Annotated in this window: 16 protein-coding genes; 6 read left to right on the top strand and 10 right to left on the bottom strand. The window is 65.9% G+C overall.

Annotated features, from left to right (window positions below; genetic code table 11):
- Window positions 1–2 precede the first annotated feature (2 nt).
- Together fppA and pprB are read left to right on the top strand one after the other, a co-directional pair.
- Complete coding sequence (fppA, locus tag FOC67_RS03640; RefSeq protein ID WP_009315974.1) at window positions 3–485, top strand: type 4b pilus Flp prepilin peptidase; 483 nt, start codon at window positions 3–5, stop codon at window positions 483–485.
- 120 nt (window positions 486–605) lie between these two features.
- On the top strand, window positions 606–1,433 hold the full coding sequence (gene pprB, locus FOC67_RS03635; RefSeq protein WP_003103959.1) for a two-component response regulator PprB: 828 nt from the start codon (window positions 606–608) through the stop codon (window positions 1,431–1,433).
- A 25-nt stretch (window positions 1,434–1,458) separates the two neighbouring features.
- On the opposite strand, the gene tadG is transcribed toward pprB, so the two are convergent.
- Genes tadG through rcpC form a run of 9 tightly spaced genes read right to left on the bottom strand, consistent with a single transcriptional unit; the run spans window position 1,459 to window position 10,628 of the window.
- A complete protein-coding gene (gene tadG / locus FOC67_RS03630; protein ID WP_003141184.1) occupies window positions 1,459–3,129 on the bottom strand; it encodes a type 4b pilus Flp biogenesis protein TadG in 1,671 nt (556 codons plus the stop codon).
- A gap of 24 nt (window positions 3,130–3,153) precedes the next feature.
- Complete coding sequence (locus FOC67_RS03625; RefSeq protein ID WP_003103957.1) at window positions 3,154–3,438, bottom strand: DUF3613 domain-containing protein; 285 nt, start codon at window positions 3,436–3,438, stop codon at window positions 3,154–3,156.
- Between the two features lie 22 nt (window positions 3,439–3,460).
- Complete coding sequence (gene tadD / locus FOC67_RS03620; protein ID WP_003134587.1) at window positions 3,461–4,198, bottom strand: type 4b pilus Flp biogenesis protein TadD; 738 nt, start codon at window positions 4,196–4,198, stop codon at window positions 3,461–3,463.
- Complete coding sequence (tadC, locus tag FOC67_RS03615; protein WP_003093845.1) at window positions 4,195–5,106, bottom strand: type 4b pilus Flp biogenesis protein TadC; 912 nt, start codon at window positions 5,104–5,106, stop codon at window positions 4,195–4,197. Before tadC ends, tadD begins: the two co-directional genes overlap by 4 nt.
- Before the next feature lie 9 nt (window positions 5,107–5,115).
- Window positions 5,116–6,000 carry a type 4b pilus Flp biogenesis protein TadB gene (gene tadB / locus FOC67_RS03610; RefSeq protein WP_003093848.1) on the bottom strand — a complete coding sequence of 295 codons (885 nt, stop codon included), beginning with the start codon at window positions 5,998–6,000 and terminating at the stop codon, window positions 5,116–5,118.
- Complete coding sequence (gene tadA / locus FOC67_RS03605; protein ID WP_003093851.1) at window positions 5,997–7,262, bottom strand: type 4b pilus Flp biogenesis ATPase TadA; 1,266 nt, start codon at window positions 7,260–7,262, stop codon at window positions 5,997–5,999. The genes tadB and tadA overlap by 4 nt, the downstream gene beginning before the upstream one ends.
- Window positions 7,259–8,443, bottom strand: a complete 1,185-nt coding sequence (gene tadZ / locus FOC67_RS03600) for a type 4b pilus Flp biogenesis protein TadZ (protein WP_003093855.1) — start codon at window positions 8,441–8,443, stop codon at window positions 7,259–7,261. The genes tadA and tadZ overlap by 4 nt, the downstream gene beginning before the upstream one ends.
- A gap of 9 nt (window positions 8,444–8,452) precedes the next feature.
- Window positions 8,453–9,703 carry a type 4b pilus Flp secretin RcpA gene (gene rcpA / locus FOC67_RS03595; protein ID WP_003110119.1) on the bottom strand — a complete coding sequence of 417 codons (1,251 nt, stop codon included), beginning with the start codon at window positions 9,701–9,703 and terminating at the stop codon, window positions 8,453–8,455.
- A 13-nt stretch (window positions 9,704–9,716) separates the two neighbouring features.
- On the bottom strand, window positions 9,717–10,628 hold the full coding sequence (rcpC, locus tag FOC67_RS03590; RefSeq protein WP_003110120.1) for a type 4b pilus Flp biogenesis protein RcpC: 912 nt from the start codon (window positions 10,626–10,628) through the stop codon (window positions 9,717–9,719).
- Window positions 10,629–11,037: 409 nt separating this feature from the next.
- Here rcpC and flp point away from each other — a divergent pair, with 409 nt between their 5' ends.
- The gene (flp, locus tag FOC67_RS03585) at window positions 11,038–11,250 is read left to right on the top strand and encodes a type 4b pilus Flp major pilin (RefSeq protein WP_003141191.1); all 213 of its coding nucleotides are present in this window, start codon (window positions 11,038–11,040) and stop codon (window positions 11,248–11,250) included.
- 188 nt (window positions 11,251–11,438) lie between these two features.
- Window positions 11,439–13,337 carry a methyl-accepting chemotaxis protein PctC gene (pctC, locus tag FOC67_RS03580; protein WP_172441027.1) on the top strand — a complete coding sequence of 633 codons (1,899 nt, stop codon included), beginning with the start codon at window positions 11,439–11,441 and terminating at the stop codon, window positions 13,335–13,337.
- A gap of 103 nt (window positions 13,338–13,440) precedes the next feature.
- On the opposite strand, the gene FOC67_RS03575 is transcribed toward pctC, so the two are convergent.
- A complete protein-coding gene (locus tag FOC67_RS03575; RefSeq protein ID WP_003093869.1) occupies window positions 13,441–14,931 on the bottom strand; it encodes a helicase HerA-like domain-containing protein in 1,491 nt (496 codons plus the stop codon).
- A gap of 399 nt (window positions 14,932–15,330) precedes the next feature.
- Between FOC67_RS03575 and pctA the strand changes: the two genes are divergently transcribed.
- Both pctA and pctB read left to right on the top strand, forming a co-directional pair.
- A complete protein-coding gene (gene pctA / locus FOC67_RS03570; protein ID WP_011666750.1) occupies window positions 15,331–17,220 on the top strand; it encodes a methyl-accepting chemotaxis protein PctA in 1,890 nt (629 codons plus the stop codon).
- Between the two features lie 236 nt (window positions 17,221–17,456).
- Complete coding sequence (pctB, locus tag FOC67_RS03565) at window positions 17,457–19,346, top strand: methyl-accepting chemotaxis protein PctB (protein ID WP_003141216.1); 1,890 nt, start codon at window positions 17,457–17,459, stop codon at window positions 19,344–19,346.
- Window positions 19,347–19,512 lie beyond the last annotated feature (166 nt).

Here is a 19,512-nt window from a genome sequence, read left to right as displayed (position 1 = left end):
GGATGGAGCAAGTAGCACTGGCCTTGTGGGCAAGCGTTTGCGGATATCAGGACATCAAACGTTTGCGCGTCTCCAACTGGCTTATCCTGGGCGGTTTTCTTATTTCCTTTGTTTATTTATATGTGAAAGAGTCAAGCCTGACCGGCGCTACGGTTAATATGGCAATGACCGCACTTTTTATAGGCGTCTGCCTCAGCCTTCCCGGCTACCTTCTCGGCAGGCTCGGCGCCGCCGACGTCAAGTACCTGGCCGCACTGGGGCTGGCCAGCGACCCACTTACGGTGCTCTATAGCCTGGCCTTCGGCTGCCTGCTGTGCATCGCGCTATTCATCCTCGTAAAGTTATTCAAACGTTCGGTAGAAAAGTCCGCAATGAATGAAGAAGTTCGCCTTCGAAGGGCACCGTCAAAAAACAAGTCATTCCCTTTTATATTCGCCATGAGCGCCGGCCTTTTGGCACATCTGATTATCAGTAAAATTATCTGAGTAAACTTGCGGAAGACCTCACTTAGCGACTATATGCTTATGGCTAATACCATTCGGTATGGCTGCATTCCAATGCACGTCCCCTGTTAAAAACAAAATAAGCAAATGGAGCGTATGACCATGGACAAACCGGCCTCGCGGCATTTCAGCGTCTTGATCATCGATGATGAACCCCAGGTGACCTCGGAACTCCGCGAACTGCTGGAAAACAGTGGCTACCGTTGCGTAACCAGCACCCACCGGGAGTCGGCGATCGCCAGCTTCCAGGCCGACCCGAACATCGGCCTGGTCATCTGCGACCTCTACCTGGGGCAGGACAACGGTATCCGCCTGATCGAGAGCCTCAAGGAAGTCGCCGGCAACGGCAGGTTCTTCGAATCGATCATCCTCACCGGTCACGATGGCCGCCAGGAAGTGATCGAGGCCATGCGGGTCGGCGCCGCCGACTACTACCAGAAACCGGTGGCGCCGCAGGAACTGCTGCATGGCCTCGAACGCCTGGAGAACCGCCTGCACGAGCGCGTCCGCAGCCAGTTGAGCCTGAGCCACGTCAACCAGCGCCTGGAATACCTCGCCGAATCGCTGAACTCGATCTACCGCGACATCCACAAGATCAAGTACGAGGTACACGGCAACAGCCAGCCGAGTGCCCTCAAGAGCGAAGACAGCCAGCCGTCCGCGCCGCCGGCGTCGGTCGCGGAAAGCCAGGTGTCCCCGAGCAATCCGCTGTTCGGCAAGCTGTCGCCCCGCCAGCAGGCGGTGGCGCGGCTGGTGAGCAAGGGCCTGACCAACTACCAGATCGCCTACGAACTGGGCATCACCGAGAACACGGTGAAGCTGTACGTCTCCCAGGTGCTGCGCCTGATGCATATGCACAACCGCACACAGCTGGCGCTGGCCCTGTCGCCTGCGGCGATGCAGCAGGGCAGCGGAGCGGTGGTGCACTGACAGGCGCGATGGCCCGGCGGACCTGCTAGATCAGCAGTTCCGCCCTGCCGACATCGACCTTCAGAATCTCCGCGTCGATGTATCCAAGTTGTACCCCCAGCAAGGGCAGGACCAGATTCAGGATCGGCGTCAGCAGCCCATCGACCAGAGGTGCCACCACGGAATTCACGATGAGGTCGGTGAGCGCCGTCGAGCCGCACAGCAAAGGCAAGCACAGTCCGAGCACCACGGGATTGACGTTGATGCTGGTTTTCAGGGTACTGGCGAGAAAGCCGCTTTCCGGCAACCTGCGGCTCTGGACGAGATCGGAACCGTCGGCTTTCACGTTGAATCGCGTATCGCCCGAGCTGCCGGCGATCGAGGTATCGAGCTTGAGATCCAATCGCACCAAGCCGCCAAGCACCAGAATCGAGCCGACCTGATCGATGTTGGCCGGACTGCCGATCTTTATCGTCGCTCCGCTGCTTCTCCAACCGAAGTCCAACGCGGTATCCGGGCGGGTACAGGCCATGCTTTTCAGCCAGACGGCTCCCGACGCGCCTTCGATGGCCAGTTGCAGTTTCGTGGTGGCGAGAATGGACAGGAACCCGGAATCGATGTCCGCCGTAAGTCGTACCTGGGACTGGCGCACCTCCGTGCGCCAGGCACCGCTCTCATCCTGCCCTGGCGGCCCGGAGACGATCCTCTTCGGCTCTACGACCGTGAGCCGTGCATTGGCCAATCCGGGGATGCCCAGGTTCACGGCGACCGCGGAATTCTTGTTGGCGACCTGGGCAACCGCCATGATGAGATCCAGCGCATTGATCGCCGTATCCAGCTGCGACATGCTGTTCACCTCGCCGGCGCTCAGCCCCAGCAAGTCTCCCAGTTTCAACGTGGCCGACTTTACCCCCACCAATTGCGTTCTCAGGGCCTCGACCGAGGCTACGCCGTTCTTCGCCAGGACGTTCACGCTGGCGGCGAGTACCTGCTGCAAGCCGACGTTGGTATTCAACAACTGTTCGATGGTCCCCAGGCTGGTATCGACCCCGATCAAGCCCATTCCATCCGCGCCGAGAATGTCCAGCACACTGAGCTTCGCGTCGGCGATACCGTTGTAGGCCGCCGCGGAGAGATCGATGTGGGTGCCCAGCAATCCGCTCAGGATGGGGTTGAGCAACGCCGATTGGCCACTGTTCACGCTGGCCAGCCCCGTACCTGCGGAAATCGTGGCGTTCGGCAGGCGTCGCGCCACGGCCTCTGCGCGGAGATCGACGTTGGCATTGCCGCCGCCGAACAGTCCCCCGAGGTTGGCGACCAGGCTGCCGGGAACGCTCTTGGTCACCTCGACATGCACCGCCTCGTTGGCGGCAGCCGCGTTCGACGCGCTGGCTATGAAACTGCGCAGGCCGCCGGCACTCAGCACGCCGCCGACCTCCGCCGACAGGCTGGAGCCGGCGGCGTCCGCATCGAACCCGTTGAGCATCGCGCTGGCCTTGGCGAAAGACGTCGCCTGGGCAGAACTCTGGTCGCCGCACAAGGCTCCCTGGGAGGCACTCTCCAGCGCCGCCACGTCCGCCACTCGCTGCAGGTTGCGCTGCTCCAGGTAGAGCCGCCCGGTATCCACCACCAGCAACAGGCAGATCAAGGCCAGCAGCAGGGTGGTCGCCGCCAGGATGCCGATCGCCCCGCGCTGTCTTGCAGGCCATCCGTTCATGCCCTGCCCCTCCGCCAGGAACCGTCAGTTCTTGCTCTCGCCGAAGCCACGATCTTCCAGCAGGTACTCGGGAATCTCGTGCTCATAGCTTTTCAGGTAGCGCTGGTAGGCCCGCTGGCGCTCGGCGGCGGTCGCGCTTTGCCGAACCGGGCTGGCGGCCCGGCCGCTCGCCTGGATGGCCAGCCAGGCGCGGGTGGCGGTCTGCGGTTCGGCCGTCGCTGGCGCGGCGGGACGGACCGCCGGCGTGTCCGCGGCCCAGGCCGGGCCGGACAGGAGCAGCAAGACGCCGAACAGGATTCGCTCGTGCATGGTTCACCTCTCCGGCGCCGGCTCAGGACGCCTCGTTGGCCATCGCGGTATGCATATTCGCCTCCGCCGGCAGTTCCGCCAGCGGGTCGTCGCTTGCCGGCGCCGCGCCGGGTGTCGGTACGGCACCCCAGCTGCGCGCCCGCGCCTCGGCCGCGCGGATGTCCCGGGCATCCAGCTGCAAACGCTCGATCAGGCGCTGCGCATCTTCCCGGTCGCCTTGCAGGTACAGCAGGCCGAGCAGGTTGGTCGCCGGTAGCTTGCCGCCCTGCTGCAACTCCAGCGCAGTGATGAATTCGAAGCGCGCGCCGACACGGTCGCCGCGCTTGAGCAGGGCGACCCCCAGGTCGTTGCGGAAGCGGCTCTCGGTCGGCCGCAGGCGCGCCGCCTCGCGCAGCTCGAGGACCGCCCGGGCGCTGTCGCCATTGCGCAGGGCGAGCAGGCCGAGGCCGTGGTGCGCCTCGGCTGCCTTGCAGGTTTCCAGTAGGGCCTGGTACTCGGCCCTGGCCCGCGGGTCGCCGATCCGGCGCAGGATCAGCGCCCTTTCCTCGCGCACGTCGAGCAACCCCGGCGGCATGCTTTCCAGGTTGGCCAGGGCCGCATGCAGGCGGCCCTCGCGGATCATGTCGCGGACCATGTTCATCTGCAGTTCCTGCTCCTGGCCAAGCTGCTGCGAACACTCCCGTGGGCCGTCCCGCCCCGGCAGCGCGGCGCAACCACCGAGCAGGGCGGCGCACAGGCCGATGCCGATCAGTGCTTTCATCCCAGTCCTCCCAAGGCCTTGGTAATGGCGATGACGCCCGGACCAGCGAGGACGATCAGCAGCGCCGGGAACAGCAGCACCATCATCACCAGGCTCATCTTCGCCGACAGCTTGCCGATGCGTTCCTGCAAGGTGGTCAGGCGCCGGTCTTCGAACAGTTGCTTGAGCGTCAGCAGGGTGCTGCGCGCACTGCCGCCCTGGCGCAACATCTGCCGTAGCACGCCGCAGCAGTCGTTCAGCGGGTCCACCTGCAGGCGCCGGGCAAGCGCGTCCAGCTCTTCCGCCAGGTCGATACCGTTGTCGGCACGGGTCAGCGCCAGGTCCAGCTCGCGGGCCAGTTGCGGGGTGATCCCGCGGCCTTCCAGGCAGACCACGCGCAGCGTCTGCTCCACGGTCAGGCCGGCATCGAAGAGGATGCGGATCAGTTGCACGAACAGGATCATCTCGTCGGCGATCAGCGCCCGGCGCGCCTTGGCGAAGTGCTTGAGCACCTGCTTGGGCAGGAGGAAACCGATGCCGGCGGCGAACAGCAGCGGCACCGCGTAGGACGCCTCGCTCTCGGCGCGCAGCAGCTTGACCAGCAAGACCAGGAGAACGAACAGCAGCGGCGTGAGAAACACCGAGATCAGGTACAGGGTCCGGTAGCGACTCTCGTGCCAGCCGGCCTGTTGCAGCAACTGGCGGGCCTCGCTGTCCATCAGTTGCAGGCGCCGCACCCAGAAGCTGTCGTCCATCCGCTCGGTCATGCCGGCCAGCCACCTGGTCGAGCCGCCAGGGTTGGCCAGCGCTCCCAGGCGCCTCTCGATCAGGCGCTGCTCGCGGCTGCCGTTGCGCGCCTGGAGCAACAGCAACAAGGCACCGCCGACCGCCATCAGGAGCGCCGCGAAAATCAGCCACTGTGCCTGCATGGCCACCTCCTAGACGCTCTTGAGCATGCGCCACAGCGCATAGCAGCCGAGCAGTTGCAGCCCGAGCGAGGCCAGCAGCAGGAAACGCCCGGTGCCGTCGGCCCACATGTTCAGCAGATAGCCCGGGTTGCTCGCCAGGATGTAGCCGCCCAGGGCGCTCGGCACGCCGGCCAGGACATAGGCGCTGATCCGTGTCTCGCCGGTCATCGCGTGCAACTGCCGGCTGAGCTTCTCGCGCTCGTGGATGAGCTTGACGATGCTGTCCAGCAGGTCGCTGGTATTGCCGCCATAACGGTGGTTGACCGAGACACCCAGGGCGAGGATGCGCAGTTCCTCCACCTCGTAGAGTTCGGCGACTTCCTGCAACGCCTCCGGCAGGTGGATGCCGAGAAGCACGTGGTTGCGTGCCAGGGTGAAGATGTCGCGCAGCGGCTCCTCGGCGTTCTCCACCGCCTGCATCAGCGCGTCGCCCAGCGTGCGCCCGGCGTGCAGGCTGCGCACCACCTGGTCGAGGAAGCGCGGCATCTGCCGGATCATTCGCTTCAGGCGGCGCTGGTAGAGCATGCCCAGGGCGACGCGGCAGGACAGCGCCGCCAGTAGCAGGCCGCCTAGCGCACCGACGATGCCGAACAGGCGCAATCCGCTCCAGACCAGCAGCAGCGCGAGCACTGCCGCCCCGAACAACCACGGGCGCGGGCGCTGGATACCGGCGCGACGCATCTGGCGAGCCAGCCAGTGACTGCTGCGCGGCCGCACCGCGACCGCCTCCTGGCGTCCCAGCAGCCGTTCAACCACCAGTTCGTTGCGCCCGGCGCGCCAGCCCATGAACGCCAGAGCCAGCGCGGCGAAAGCCAGCACGCCGCTGAACAGCACCAACAGTTGCGCGCCGTTCACAGCAGCGCCTGGCGGAATTTCTGCCCGACCGGCGCGGCCTGGCGGACGAACTGCCCGCTGCCACGCCGGTCGAGACTGAACAGGGTATTGGTGACGTACACGCCGTCGCGCACCTCCAGCACCTCCAGCACTTCGCTGATGCAACGCCGACCGCTGGCCAGGCGGGTGATCTGCACCACCACGTCCAGCGCGGCGCAGATCATCAGGCGCAAGGTCTGCTCCGGCAGCCTGTTGCCGGTCAGGCCGACCAGCATCTCCATGCGCAGCAGCGAATCCATCGCCGAGTTGGCGTGCACCGTGCTCATCGAGCCGTCGTGGCCGGTGTTCATCGCCTGCAGCACGTCGAGCACCTCGACGCCGCGGATCTCGCCGAGGATGATCCGGTCCGGGCGCATCCGCAGGGCGTTGCGGATCAGGTCGCGGGCGGTCACCTCGCCGTAGCCCTCGGCGTTCGGCGGACGGGTCTCCAGGCGCACCACGTGGTCGTGGCCGAGTTGCAGCTCGGCGGTGTCCTCGATGGTGACGATCCGCTCGCGTTCGTCGATGAAGCCGCTGATGACGTTGAGCAAGGTGGTCTTGCCGGTGCCGGTGCCGCCGCTGATGAGGATGTTGCAGCGGCGCGAGACCGCCTGGCGGAGGAACTCGAGCAAGGCTTCGTCGACGCTCTGGTAGGCCAGCAGGTCGGCACTGCGCAGCAGCTCCTGGCTGAACTTGCGGATCGAGATGCACGGCCCGTCCAGCGCCACCGGGGGAATGATCGCGTTGACCCGGCTGCCGTCCGGCAGGCGCGCGTCGACCATCGGGCTGGACTCGTCCAGGCGTCGGCCGAGGGGCGCGAGGATACGCTGGATCACCCGCAGCACATGGTGGTCGTCGATGAAGCGCAGGTCGCTCTGGTAGAGCCGCCCTTCCCGCTCGACGAACACCCGGCCCGGTCCGTTGACGAGGATTTCCGAGACGCCGGGATCGCGCAGGAGGATCTCCAGCGGGCCGAAGCCGGTGAGTTCGTCGACCACCTCTTCGGCCAGGCGGTCCAGTTCGTAGCGGGAGATCGCCAGTTGATGGCGCGAGCCGTATTCGCAGACCTTTTCCGAGACGTACTGGACCACGGCGGAGCGCGCGCCCTCCAGCAGGTTCATGCCGTCTTCGTCGATCTCGTCGATGATGTAGCGGTGCAGGCGCAGCTTCAGCGCCTGGATGTCCTGCTCCTGGCGGTAGTGGAAGGCACCGCCGTCAGGACGCGCGCCGAATCCCGTGCTCATAGCAGCGCCGCCTTGGCCCGGCCGAGCCAGGACAGCAGCGAACGGCGCTCGCCGCGTGTCACGCACAGGCTGTCCGCCAGTTGCCGCAGCTTGGCCGCCAATGGGTCGCGCGGCGCCACCTCGAACAGGCTCTTGCCGAGGTTCTTCGCGCGCAGGCGCGATTCCGGGGACAACGGCAGGACACCGAACAGATCGAGGTCGAACATCCGGCTGAGGGCCTGCTGGTCCGGCGCCACATTGGGCAGGTAGCGCTCGATCAGCAACTCGATGGAGGGCAACGGCAGGTTGCGCTCGCGCAGGCGGCGCAGGCGCTCCAGGCCCTTCTTGCAGGACGGCACGCTCTGGTCGACCATCCACAGCACACGGTTGGCCTGCACCAGCAACTGGTTGCTCAGCTCGCCCTCGGGCAGCCCGGTGAGGTTGACCACCACATGGCTGAACGCCCCGCGCAGGTTGCCCAGCAACAGATAGAGTTCGGCGGTGGTGACTCGCTCCAGCACGCCGGGCTCGTCGGTCAGGCTGAGTATCCGCAGGCCGCTGTCGAGGCGGGTGAAGGCGCTGTCGATCAGGGTCTGGTCGAGGCGCCGCAGGTTGCGCAAGGCATCGCTGAAGGTGAAGGCCGAGTCCAGGCCGAGGATCGCCAGCGCCTCGCCGGTGGGCTGGCCGACGTCCAGCAGCAGGACCTGGTTCGGCGTCTGCTCCTGCAACGCCTTGGCCAGGTGCAAGGCGACGAAGGCGCCGTCGGCGTCCGGTCGGGCGCTGACCAGGGTCAGCAGCTCGCCCTGGCGCGCCGCGCTCACCGGCACGCTGGGCAGGCGTCCGCCGAGGCGCCGGATCAGCCCGGTCAGCTCGCTGGCGCGGGCGCCGTAGGTGATGAAGTCGCGCGCGCCGGCGCGCATCGCCGCCAGCACCAACTGGTTGTCCAGGCCGTCGCCGATGGCCACCACCGAGAGCATCGGCCGCGCCGATACCAATCCCTCGACCAGCGCGCCCTGGGACACCAGGTTGCTCTTGCCGAGGCTGATGAACAGCACCCCGGCGGCGGTGACGTCGAGCAGCGCCAGCAACTCCTCCAGGCTGGCGCTGCCTGCCGGTACCACCTGGCCGGCGGACGCCAGGCTGTTCTGCAACCAGTCGAGTTCGCCGGGATGCTGGGTCAGCGCCACGAAGTTCTGGTTCATGCGCGCCTCCTAATCCGACAGGCCGGTGTCGTTCTGCTGGCCGTCGTACTCGCCGCGCTCGAGGAAGTACAGGCGCGAGAACCCCGGATCGTAGTGCCGCAAGCCCTCGCCGGGCAGGTCCGGCAACTGTGCGTCGGCGGCCAGCGGCTGGACCAGGTGCGGGGTGACGATCATCAGCAGCTCGCGGTCGTCCTTGTCCAGCTTGGTCGAGCGGAAGAACGCACCGAGGATCGGGATGTCGCCCAGCCAGGGAAACTTGTCGACGTTGCTCACCGAGTTGCTGCTGGTCAGCCCGCTGATCACGAAACTCTCGCCATCGGCCAGCATCACGCTGGTGTCGGTGCGCCGGACGCGCAGTGCCGGCACCGCCACCCCGCCGCTCTGGATGCCGGCGCTGTAGTCCAGTTCGCTGACCTCCGGCGCCACCTTGAGAGCGATGCGGCGGTTGTTCATCACCGTCGGGGTGAGGGTCAGGCGGATGCCGAACTCCTTGTATTCGATGGTGACGTTGTCGTTGGTGCCGTTCGGCACCGGGATCGGAAACTCGCCGCCGGCGAGGAACGACGCGCTCTGCCCGCTCATCGCCACCAGGCTCGGGCGCGCCAGGGTATAGGCGAAGCCGCTGCCCTCCAGGGCATTCATGAAGCTCAACCACTTGCCGCCGCCGAAGATCAGGTTGAATCCCGAGCTGCCGGTGCCGAAGGTGCCGCCCAGGCCGCTGCCGTCGGCATTGACCTTGATGTCGCCGAGGCTGCCTGGCGCACCGAGCACCCAGAGGTTGCCGCCGCGCCGGACGAACGAGGTGCTGGCCTGCTTCAGCTTGCTGCGGCTGACCTCGACGAAGCGGATATCGGTCTGCACCTGGTTCGGTAGCTCCTCCGCGGCGCCGGCGGTGAACGCTGGAGCACCGCGGGTATCGACGCTACCGCGTCCCTCGACCTCCACCAGGCTGCGCAACGGCTCGGGACTGCAGCCGGTCCAGATCAGCAGGCTGGTGGAGCCCTGTTCCTTGCCGGTGACCAGGAAGCCGCGACGATCCAGCAACTGTACGTCGGCGATCTTCGGATCGCCGATGGCCAGCCGTTCGATCGGCACCGCCAGGCGCAGGTCACGCTGTTGTCCCTGGACGACGTCGACCCGCGGCGCCTGCGCCAGCAACTCGATGCAGCCCTGCGGCAAAGCCAGTGCCGGCAGCGCCAACGCCACCCCCAGCAGCCCTCCCAGCCAGCGCGACACGCCTATCCCGGTGCTCCGATGCATATGCCGGCTCCCCTCAAGGCGCTTCATGGGTCATGGCGCTGCCACGGTAGACCGTGACCCCGTTGGCCACCGGCACGCGCGGAGCCGTGCTGCGCACGCTCGGCGCCGCCGGTTTGCGGCGCTCCAGCAGTTGGTCGAGGCTCAGCGCCGCGCTCGGCGCGCCCAGCGACGCTTGCAGCAGCGCGCCTTCCTGCTCCCTGCGGTAGAGTTCTTCGTCCTTGCTGCGGATGGCCAGGCGCAGCGAACCGGCCTGGCTCGCCAGCATCAGCCGCGCCACGCCGTCCTCCGGTACCGCCAGCACCGCGGTACGCGGCGGACGCGGGTCCTTTTCCTGGTTCGAGCGGTCCTGCCCATCGCTGCCCACGGCGATCCGCTCGCCGTAGGTCAGTACCCGGACGCCGGGCAACACCAGTTGCGCCAGCGGGGTCGACTCGCCGTCCCGCTCGTCACGCACGAAGAGCATCACGTCGACATAGTCGCCGGGCAGGACGAAGCCGCCGCCGCCGACCACTTCGTCCACAGCGATCGCCATCGCCCGCTCGTCCGGACGGATGGTCCGGGCCAGCGGACCGCCGGGTTCTAGGGTCGCGGCGGAAAGAATGCTGCCGGCCGGCACCGCGACCCAGACCCGCTTGCCGAGCAACGCCTCGGGCCTGTCGTAGCTACCGACCGGTGCGGTCCGCAACAGCTCGACGCTCAGGTCGTCCTTGCCGATCACCGCCAGCGCCGGGAGATCGCGACTGGCCACCAGCACTGGCTTGCGTTCGAGCTTTTCCAGCGAAGCGTCCACCGCCGCCGAAGCCGGCGCCACGGATGGAGCATGCGCGTTCGATGGCGCGCGGCCGATGGATACGCCGAGGTATCCGAGCAGCACCGCACCGAGCAGCAGCAGGCCGGCCAGGGCCATCAGCACCTTGCTATTCATGGGCAGACCCCTGCTATGCGTCCGGACAGGTCGATGAACGGAAAATCACCGGCGATCGCCGATGATCGGAAAAGAAAAACGGGCGTCTCGCTGTCCGTGTCATGGCCATACTCCGGGACTGGCTTTCCATGGCAGGTACATTGGGGTTATCGACTGGCGACAGTCGTTATTCAAGAACCAAAGTTCATAACTTCGAACTTGCGACGATAGGCCTGAATCTAGACTCGGGATAATCAATGTCAATTTGTCATTAGATGTAGTCCAAGCCTTGTAACCCGCCATATAACCTTGCGACTAATCCACTCCTACTAATGCCATTTAGTTGTTGCAAAACGCCATCATCGGCCTAGCCTCAGCGTGGAGGCAGGGCTCTGTCTCGGTGATTGCCGCGTTCGAGGAGCAAACAAGAATGAAGAACCTGACTCTGCTCGTGTATTGCAAAGTTCGCGCATTCCTGGCGGACGAAGAAGGGGCAAATGCCATCGAATACGCGGTTATCGCCGGTTTGATCGCGGTGGCTCTGATTGCCGTATTGAGTCCCACGGACAGCGGTATCGTCGGCGGTCTGAAAGCCTTCTTCGACGGCGTCGGCACCAAAGTCGGCGGACTGGCTCCGGACTGACGTCCTCTTCCAGAGCGATTTCCCTCCAGTGGCGCCATTTTCATGGCGCCACTATTTTGCCTTTATGCTGGCACTGTGCTACAAAGCCGGCCGTTCAGGCGCTGGATCATGGCTTTCCCCCGCAAGCTCCCTACCTGGTGGCCTGGGCTCCCCGCCCTTCTTGAGGCTTTTGCCAGGACGCATCGCTCATGCTTCGCTCGCTGTCGTTTGCCAAGAAAATCCTTCTCGCCGCCGCATTGGTGGTGGTTTTCGCCTTCACCTGCTTCATCCTCTACAACGATTACCGACAGCGCGAGGCCGTGCGCACGGACACGGAAAACTACCTCGGGGAAATCGGCACCCTGACCGCCAGCAACATCCAGAGCTGGCTGGAAGGCCGCATGCACCTGGTGGAAGGCCTGGCCTCGCAACTGGCGCTGCTCGAGCAGCCCGACGAGGCGAATATCGCAAGACAACTGGAACAGCCCGTCTTCAGCCGCAATTTCGCGTCGGTCTATCTTGGCGAGGCGGCCAGCGGCGCCTTCATCATGCGCCCCTACGACGCCATGCCGGAAGGTTACGACCCACGTACCCGCGCCTGGTACAAGGACGCGCTGGCGGCCGACCGGCTTATCGTCACCGAACCCTTCGTCGATGCCGGCACCGGCGAGCAGATCCTCGCCATGTCGCTGCCGGTGCGGCACGCCGGTCAACTGCTGGGCGTCGCCGCCGGCGACATGAAGCTGGAGACCCTGACCGCGATCCTCAATTCCCTGAAGTTCGACGGTGCCGGCTACGCCTTCCTGGTCAGCGACGCCGGCAAGATCCTCCTCCACCCCGACTCCGGGCTGGTCCTGAAGACCCTCGCCGAAGCCTATCCCAAGGGCGCACCGAACATCGACCCCGGGGTCCACGAGGTGGAACTCGACGGCCGCAGCCAGTTCGTTTCCTTCACCCCGGTGAAGGGACTGCCCGGCGTGACCTGGTACGTCGCCCTGGTCCTCGACCGCGACACCGCCTATTCGATGCTCAGCGAATTCCGCACTTCGGCGATCGTCGCCACGCTGATCGCGGTGGTCGGCATCATGCTTCTCCTCGGCATGCTGATCCGCGTACTGATGCAACCGCTCACCGACATGGGCCGCGCCATGCAGGACATCGCTCAGGGCGAGGGCGACCTGACCAAGCGCCTGAAGGTCACCAGCAACGATGAATTCGGTACGTTGGCCAATGCCTTCAACCGCTTCGTCGAGCGTATCCACGAATCGATCCGCGAGGTCGCCGGCACCGCCCGTCAACTGCACGACGTGGCGCAACTGGTGGTGAACGCCTCGAACTCTTCGATGGCCAACTCCGACGAGCAGTCCAACCGTACCAACAGCGTCGCCGCGGCGATCAACGAACTCGGTGCCGCCGCCCAGGAAATCGCCCGCAACGCCGCCGATGCCTCGCACCATGCGTCCGACGCCAACCACCAGGCCGAGGACGGCAAGCAGGTGGTCGAGCAGACCATCCGCGCGATGAACGAGCTTTCCGAGAAGATCAGCGCCTCCTGCGCCAACATCGAGGCCCTCAACAGCCGCACGGTGAACATCGGCCAGATCCTCGAAGTGATCAAGGGCATCTCCGAGCAGACCAACCTGCTCGCCCTCAACGCCGCCATCGAAGCCGCCCGCGCCGGCGAGGCCGGGCGCGGCTTCGCGGTGGTCGCCGACGAGGTGCGCAACCTGGCCCATCGCGCCCAGGAATCGGCCCAGCAGATCCAGAAGATGATCGAAGAGCTGCAAGTCGGCGCCCGCGAGGCGGTGGCCACCATGACCGAAAGCCAGCGCTACAGCCTGGAGAGCGTGGAGATCGCCAACCGTGCCGGCGAACGCCTGGGCAGCGTGACCAGCCGGATCGGCGAGATCGACAGCATGAACCAGTCGGTGGCCACCGCCACCGAGGAACAGACCGCGGTGGTCGACTCGCTGAACATGGACATCACCGAGATCAACACCCTCAACCAGGAAGGCGTGGAGAACCTCCAGGCCACCCTGCGCGCCTGCGGCGAGCTGGAAGCCCAGGCCGGGCGCCTGCGGCACCTGGTGGACAGCTTCAAGATCTGAGCCCGTCCGTCCCACAGGCCAGCTAACCGCGAAGCGGTTAGTCGGCGATCATCCAGCCCCCATGAAAAAGGCGCCCGCGGGCGCCTTTTTCATGGCCTGGCGCTCAGCGCCGCTTCTTCCCGCCCATCAACGAGCCGAGCAGGCCACGCACCAGCTCCCGGCTCAACTGGTTGGCCGCCTGGCGCATGGCGCTCTTCACCGTCGAATTGGACAGCAGGCTGCCGAGTATCTGCCCGGCCATGCCGCCGACGCCGGACGCGCTTTCCTGCTGTGCGGGCGCCTGGCCCTGGACCTCGGGCTTGGCGTCCGCCTTGCTCGCCAGCACCTCGTAGGCCGACTCGCGATCGATCGGCTGGTCGTAGCGCCCCTTCAACGGCGACCGCTGGACCAGTTCGGCGCGTTCGCTGTCGCTCAGCGGGCCGATCCGCGAATAGGGCGGCGCCACCGCGACGCGCTGGACCATGGCCGGCGTGCCCTTTTCCTCCAGGGTGCCGACCAGCGCCTCGCCGATACCCAGTTCGGTCAGCACCCCCAGGGTGTCGAACGCCGGGTTCGGGCGGAAACCATCGGCCACCGCGCGCAGCGATTTCTGCTCCTTGGCGGTGAAGGCGCGCAGGCCATGCTGGATACGCAGGCCGAGCTGGGCCAGGACATCGTCCGGCAGGTCGCCCGGCGACTGGGTGACGAAGTACACCCCGACGCCTTTCGAGCGGATCAGCCGGACCACCTGTTCCAGGCGGTCGCGCAAGGCTTTCGGCGTGCCGTTGAACAGCAGGTGGGCCTCGTCGAAGAACAGTGCCAGCACCGGCTTGTCGGCATCGCCGCGCTCCGGCAGTTGCTCGAACAGCTCGGCCAGCAGCCAGAGCAGGAAAGTCGCGTAGACCTTCGGCGCCTCGTGCACCAGGCGGCTGGCGTCGAGCAGGTGGATGCGCCCGCGCCCGTCCGGCTCGGGGCGGAGGATGTCTTCCAGTTGCAGGGCAGGCTCGCCGAAGAAGGCCTCGGCGCCCTGCTGCTCCAGAGTGGCCAGGCGGCGCAGCAGCGCCTGCCCGGAAGCGCCGGTGAACAGTGCCCGGTCCTCGCCGAGGATCTCCGGATTGTCCTTCAGGTGGTTGAGCAGCGCCTTCAGGTCCTTCAGGTCGAGCAGCAGCAGGCCTTCCCGGTCGGCCACCTGGAAGGCGGCGAACAGCGCGGCCTGCTGGCTATCGGTCAACTCCAGGAGGTTGGCCAGCAGCAGCGGGCCCATCTCGCTGATGGTGGTGCGCAACGGGTGGCCGGTCTTCCCGGCGATGTCCCAGAGCGTGGTCGGGTAGGCCTTCGGCTGGTAGTTCAGCCACGGCATGCTGGCGATGCGTTCGGCGACCTTGCCCTGCGGGTTGCCCGGCGCGGCGATGCCGCACAGGTCGCCCTTGATGTCGGCGGCGAATACCGCGACACCGGCATCGCTGAAGGATTCGGCGAGGTGCTGCAAGGTCACCGTCTTGCCGGTACCGGTGGCGCCGGCGATCAATCCATGACGGTTGGCCAGGCGCCAGGCCTGCCCTACCGGCTGGCCATCGGGGCCAGCGCCGATCAACAACTCATTCGCTTGCGACATCCATTCATCCTCGGGACTAAAGCTCCGGCACGCTGTGCCGACAGTAAGGGAAAGCCCTTGTACAACGGGGCTTCCAGCGGAACCCGCGTACCAATATGCGCGGGTTCCCGCGAAGGGCGTCGGGCCAGCGCATCGACCCGATCTGGCCGTCCAGCTTCAGCGAAGACCTTCGGGCCTTGCTGAGACAGGAAAAATCGCCATCGTATCCGTATCACGCATTCTTCGGAGCCACCCAGGGAACCGTGGCTTCGTGGCACAAGGCCGTGCCTGGGTCGACGGACTACCCACCCGCGCGACCCGCCCGACGCTGCAAGGCGTACGGAAAGCCCCTGCGCCCGCGGAACGGTCGCAGGGGTCTGGTCAAAGACTGGCGCTACATACTCCTGGACGCAATACAACATGATCAAAAGTCTGAAGTTCAGCCACAAGATCCTCCTCGCGGCCTCCCTCGTGGTGTTCGCCGCTTTCGCACTGTTCACCCTCTACAACGATTACCTGCAGCGCAACGCGATCCGCGAGGACCTCGAAAGCTACCTGCGGGAAATGGGTGACGTGACCTCCAGCAACATCCAGAACTGGCTCGGTGGCCGTCTGTTGCTGGTCGAGCAGACCGCCCAGACCCTGGCCCGCGACCACAGCCCGGAAGCCGTCAGCGCCCTGCTCGAACAGCCGGCCCTGACCTCGACCTTCAGCTTCACCTACCTCGGCCAGCAGGACGGCGTCTTCACCATGCGCCCGGACAGCCCGATGCCGGCCGGCTACGATCCGCGCAGCCGGCCCTGGTACAAGGACGCCGTAGCGGCCGGCGGCCTGACCCTGACCGAGCCCTACGTCGACGCCGCCACCCAGGAACTGATCATCACCGCGGCGACGCCGGTGAAGGCCGCCGGCAACACCCTCGGCGTGGTGGGCGGCGACCTCAGCCTGAAGACCCTGGTACAGATCATCAATTCGCTGGACTTCAGCGGCATGGGCTACGCCTTCCTGGTCAGCGGCGACGGCAAGATCCTGGTGCACCCGGACAAAGAGCAGGTGATGAAGACCCTGAGCGAGGTCTACCCGCAGAACACGCCGAAGATCGCCACCGGTTTCAGCGAGGCCGAATTGCACGGGCATACCCGCATCCTCGCCTTTACCCCGATCAAGGGCCTGCCTTCGGTGACCTGGTACCTGGCGCTGTCCATCGACAAGGACAAGGCCTACGCCATGCTCAGCAAGTTCCGCGTCTCGGCCATCGCCGCCGCGCTGATCTCCATCGTCGCCATCCTGGTCCTGCTCGGCCTGCTGATCCGCCTGCTGATGCAGCCGCTGCACCTGATGGGCCGTGCCATGCAGGACATCGCCCAGGGCGAGGGCGACCTGACCAAGCGCCTCGCCGTGACCAGCCGCGATGAATTCGGCGTGCTCGGCGATGCCTTCAACCAGTTCGTCGAGCGGATCCATCGCTCGATCCGGGAAGTCGCCGGGACCGCGCACAAACTGCACGACGTCTCGCAACTGGTGGTGAACGCCTCGAACTCTTCGATGGCCAACTCCGACGAGCAGTCCAACCGCACCAACAGCGTCGCCGCGGCGATCAACGAACTCGGCGCCGCCGCCCAGGAAATCGCCCGCAACGCCGCCGATGCCTCGCACCATGCGTCCGACGCCAACCACCAGGCCGAAGACGGCAAGCAGGTGGTCGAGCAGACCATCCGCGCGATGAACGAGCTTTCCGAGAAGATCAGCGCCTCCTGCGCCAACATCGAGGCCCTCAACAGCCGCACGGTGAACATCGGCCAGATCCTCGAAGTGATCAAGGGCATCTCCGAGCAGACCAACCTGCTCGCCCTCAACGCCGCCATCGAAGCCGCCCGCGCCGGCGAGGCCGGGCGCGGCTTCGCGGTGGTCGCCGACGAGGTGCGCAACCTGGCCCATCGCGCCCAGGAATCGGCGCTGCAGATCCAGAAGATGATCGAAGAGCTGCAAGTCGGCGCCCGCGAGGCGGTGGCCACCATGACCGAGAGCCAGCGCTACAGCCTGGAGAGCGTGGAGATCGCCAACCGTGCCGGCGAAAGCCTGGGCAGCGTGACCCGGCGGATCGGCGAGATCGACGGGATGAACCAGTCGGTGGCCACCGCCACCGAGGAACAGACCGCGGTGGTCGATTCGCTGAACATGGACATCACCGAGATCAACACCCTCAACCAGGAAGGCGTGGAGAACCTCCAGGCCACCCTGCGCGCCTGCGGCGAGCTGGAAACCCAGGCCGGGCGCCTGCGCCAACTGGTGGACAGCTTCAAGATCTGAGCCCTGCCTGTCCCGTAGCCGAACCGGCCGGATAACCGCGAAGCGATTATCCGGCCTACCGATGAAGAGCGCCCACGGGCGCTTTTTTCGTTCTCCAGGTCGCATTCGGTGAAACCATTCATCCATTGCGCTAAAGCTTCCGGGCTTGCCGCCGACAGACACGGCAAGCCTTGCAGTTGCGATCCAACTGGGGCTGTTCACGACAGCGCGCCCGCGCCTCCCGGATGCAAGAAACCATGATCAAAAGTCTCAAGTTCAGTCACAAGATCCTGCTCGCCGCCGCGCTGGTGGTGATCGCGACCTTCTCCCTCTTCACCCTCTACAACGACTCCCTGCAGCGCACCTCGATCCGCGAGGACCTGGAGGACTACCTGCACGAAATGGGCGAGATCACCGCCAGCAACGTGCAGAACTGGCTGAGCGGGCGCATCCTGCTGATCGAGAACCTGGCCCAGACCCTGGCCCGCGACCACAGCCCGGAGACCACCCAGGCCCTGCTGGAACAGCCGCTGCTGGGCTCGACCTTCCTCTTCACCTACCTGGGGCAGACCGACGGCACCTACACCGCGCGCCCCACCAGCGACCTGCCGGCCGACTACGACCCGCGCCGCCGCCCCTGGTACAACGCCGCCACCAGCGCCGGCCAGACCACCCTCACCGAACCCTACATGGAGCCGGCCATCCACGAGCTGGTACTGACCATCGCCAGCCCGGCGCGCCAGGGCGGCCAGCCGTTCGGCGTGGTCGGCGGCGACCTCAGCCTGCAGACGGTGGTGAAGATCATCAACTCGCTGGACTTCGGCGGCATGGGCTACGCCTTCCTGGTCAGCGGCGACGGCAAGATCCTCGTCCATCCGGACAAGGACCAGGTCATGAAGAGCCTCAGCGACGTCTACCCACGCAACACGCCGAAGATCGGCAGCGGCTTCAGCGAGGCCGAGCTGCACGGCAACACTCGGATCCTCAGTTTCTCTCCGGTCAAGGGCCTGTCCGGCCTGGACTGGTACATCGGCATCTCGGTGGACAAGGACAAGGCCTATGCCATGCTCACCAAGCTGCGTACCTCGGCGATCGTCGCCGCGCTGATCGCGGTGGTCGCCATCGTCCTCCTCCTCGGCATGCTGATCCGCGTACTGATGCAACCGCTCACCGACATGGGCCGCGCCATGCAGGACATCGCCCAGGGCGAAGGCGACCTGACCAAGCGCCTGAAGGTCACCAGCAACGATGAATTCGGGGTCCTGGCCATTTCCTTCAACCGCTTCGTCGAGCGTATCCACGAATCGATCCGCGAGGTCGCCGGCACCGCCCGTCAACTGCACGACGTGGCGCAACTGGTGGTGAACGCCTCGAACTCTTCGATGGCCAACTCCGACGAGCAGTCCAACCGTACCAACAGCGTCGCCGCGGCGATCAACGAACTCGGTGCCGCCGCCCAGGAAATCGCCCGCAACGCCGCCGATGCCTCGCACCATGCGTCCGACGCCAACCACCAGGCCGAGGACGGCAAGCAGGTGGTCGAGCAGACCATCCGCGCGATGAACGAGCTTTCCGAGAAGATCAGCGCCTCCTGCGCCAACATCGAGGCCCTCAACAGCCGCACGGTGAACATCGGCCAGATCCTCGAAGTGATCAAGGGCATCTCCGAGCAGACCAACCTGCTCGCCCTCAACGCCGCCATCGAAGCCGCCCGCGCCGGCGAGGCCGGACGCGGCTTCGCGGTGGTCGCCGACGAGGTGCGCAACCTGGCCCACCGCGCCCAGGAGTCGGCCCAGCAGATCCAGAAGATGATCGAGGAACTGCAGATCGGCGCCCAGGAAGCGGTCAGCACCATGACCGAGAGTCAGCGCTACAGCCTTGAAAGCGTGGAGATCGCCAACCGTGCCGGCGAACGCCTGAGCAGCGTCACCGGACGGATCGCCGAGATCGACGGGATGAACCAGTCGGTGGCCACCGCCACCGAGGAACAGACCGCGGTGGTCGATTCGCTGAACATGGACATCACCGAGATCAACACCCTCAACCAGGAAGGCGTGGAGAACCTCCAGGCCACCCTGCGCGCCTGCGGCGAGCTGGAAACCCAGGCCGGGCGCCTGCGCCAGCTGGTGGACAGCTTCAAGATCTGAGCACTGCCCGAGCCGTAGCCGAACCGGCGGATAATCGCGCCGCGGCTATCCGCCCTGCCCCCGGCCATTCGTAGGGTGAACAACGCCAACGGCGTTGTTCACCCTTATCCTGCCTCCCGAGGCATGCCTTCCTCTCCGCCCGCTCCCTCTGCGACCTATTCCCGCG

This window comes from Pseudomonas sp. FDAARGOS_761, from assembly GCF_013343155.1.
Classification (GTDB): Bacteria; Pseudomonadota; Gammaproteobacteria; order Pseudomonadales; family Pseudomonadaceae; genus Pseudomonas; species Pseudomonas aeruginosa.
This window is presented reverse-complemented; position numbering and strand designations above follow the sequence as displayed.

Bases quoted from the DNA above. Each gene is read 5' to 3' on its own strand.
- fppA (WP_009315974.1), top strand. From the start codon at position 3: ATGGAGCAAGTAGCACTGGCCTTGTGGGCAAGCGTTTGCGGATATCAG.
- pprB (WP_003103959.1), top strand. From the start codon at position 606: ATGGACAAACCGGCCTCGCGGCATTTCAGCGTCTTGATCATCGATGAT.
- tadG (WP_003141184.1), bottom strand. From the start codon at position 3,129: ATGAACGGATGGCCTGCAAGACAGCGCGGGGCGATCGGCATCCTGGCG.
- FOC67_RS03625 (WP_003103957.1), bottom strand. From the start codon at position 3,438: ATGCACGAGCGAATCCTGTTCGGCGTCTTGCTGCTCCTGTCCGGCCCG.
- tadD (WP_003134587.1), bottom strand. From the start codon at position 4,198: ATGAAAGCACTGATCGGCATCGGCCTGTGCGCCGCCCTGCTCGGTGGT.
- tadC (WP_003093845.1), bottom strand. From the start codon at position 5,106: ATGCAGGCACAGTGGCTGATTTTCGCGGCGCTCCTGATGGCGGTCGGC.
- tadA (WP_003093851.1), bottom strand. From the start codon at position 7,262: ATGAGCACGGGATTCGGCGCGCGTCCTGACGGCGGTGCCTTCCACTAC.
- tadZ (WP_003093855.1), bottom strand. From the start codon at position 8,443: ATGAACCAGAACTTCGTGGCGCTGACCCAGCATCCCGGCGAACTCGAC.
- rcpA (WP_003110119.1), bottom strand. From the start codon at position 9,703: ATGCATCGGAGCACCGGGATAGGCGTGTCGCGCTGGCTGGGAGGGCTG.
- rcpC (WP_003110120.1), bottom strand. From the start codon at position 10,628: ATGAATAGCAAGGTGCTGATGGCCCTGGCCGGCCTGCTGCTGCTCGGT.
- flp (WP_003141191.1), top strand. From the start codon at position 11,038: ATGAAGAACCTGACTCTGCTCGTGTATTGCAAAGTTCGCGCATTCCTG.
- pctC (WP_172441027.1), top strand. From the start codon at position 11,439: ATGCTTCGCTCGCTGTCGTTTGCCAAGAAAATCCTTCTCGCCGCCGCA.
- FOC67_RS03575 (WP_003093869.1), bottom strand. From the start codon at position 14,931: ATGTCGCAAGCGAATGAGTTGTTGATCGGCGCTGGCCCCGATGGCCAG.
- pctA (WP_011666750.1), top strand. From the start codon at position 15,331: ATGATCAAAAGTCTGAAGTTCAGCCACAAGATCCTCCTCGCGGCCTCC.
- pctB (WP_003141216.1), top strand. From the start codon at position 17,457: ATGATCAAAAGTCTCAAGTTCAGTCACAAGATCCTGCTCGCCGCCGCG.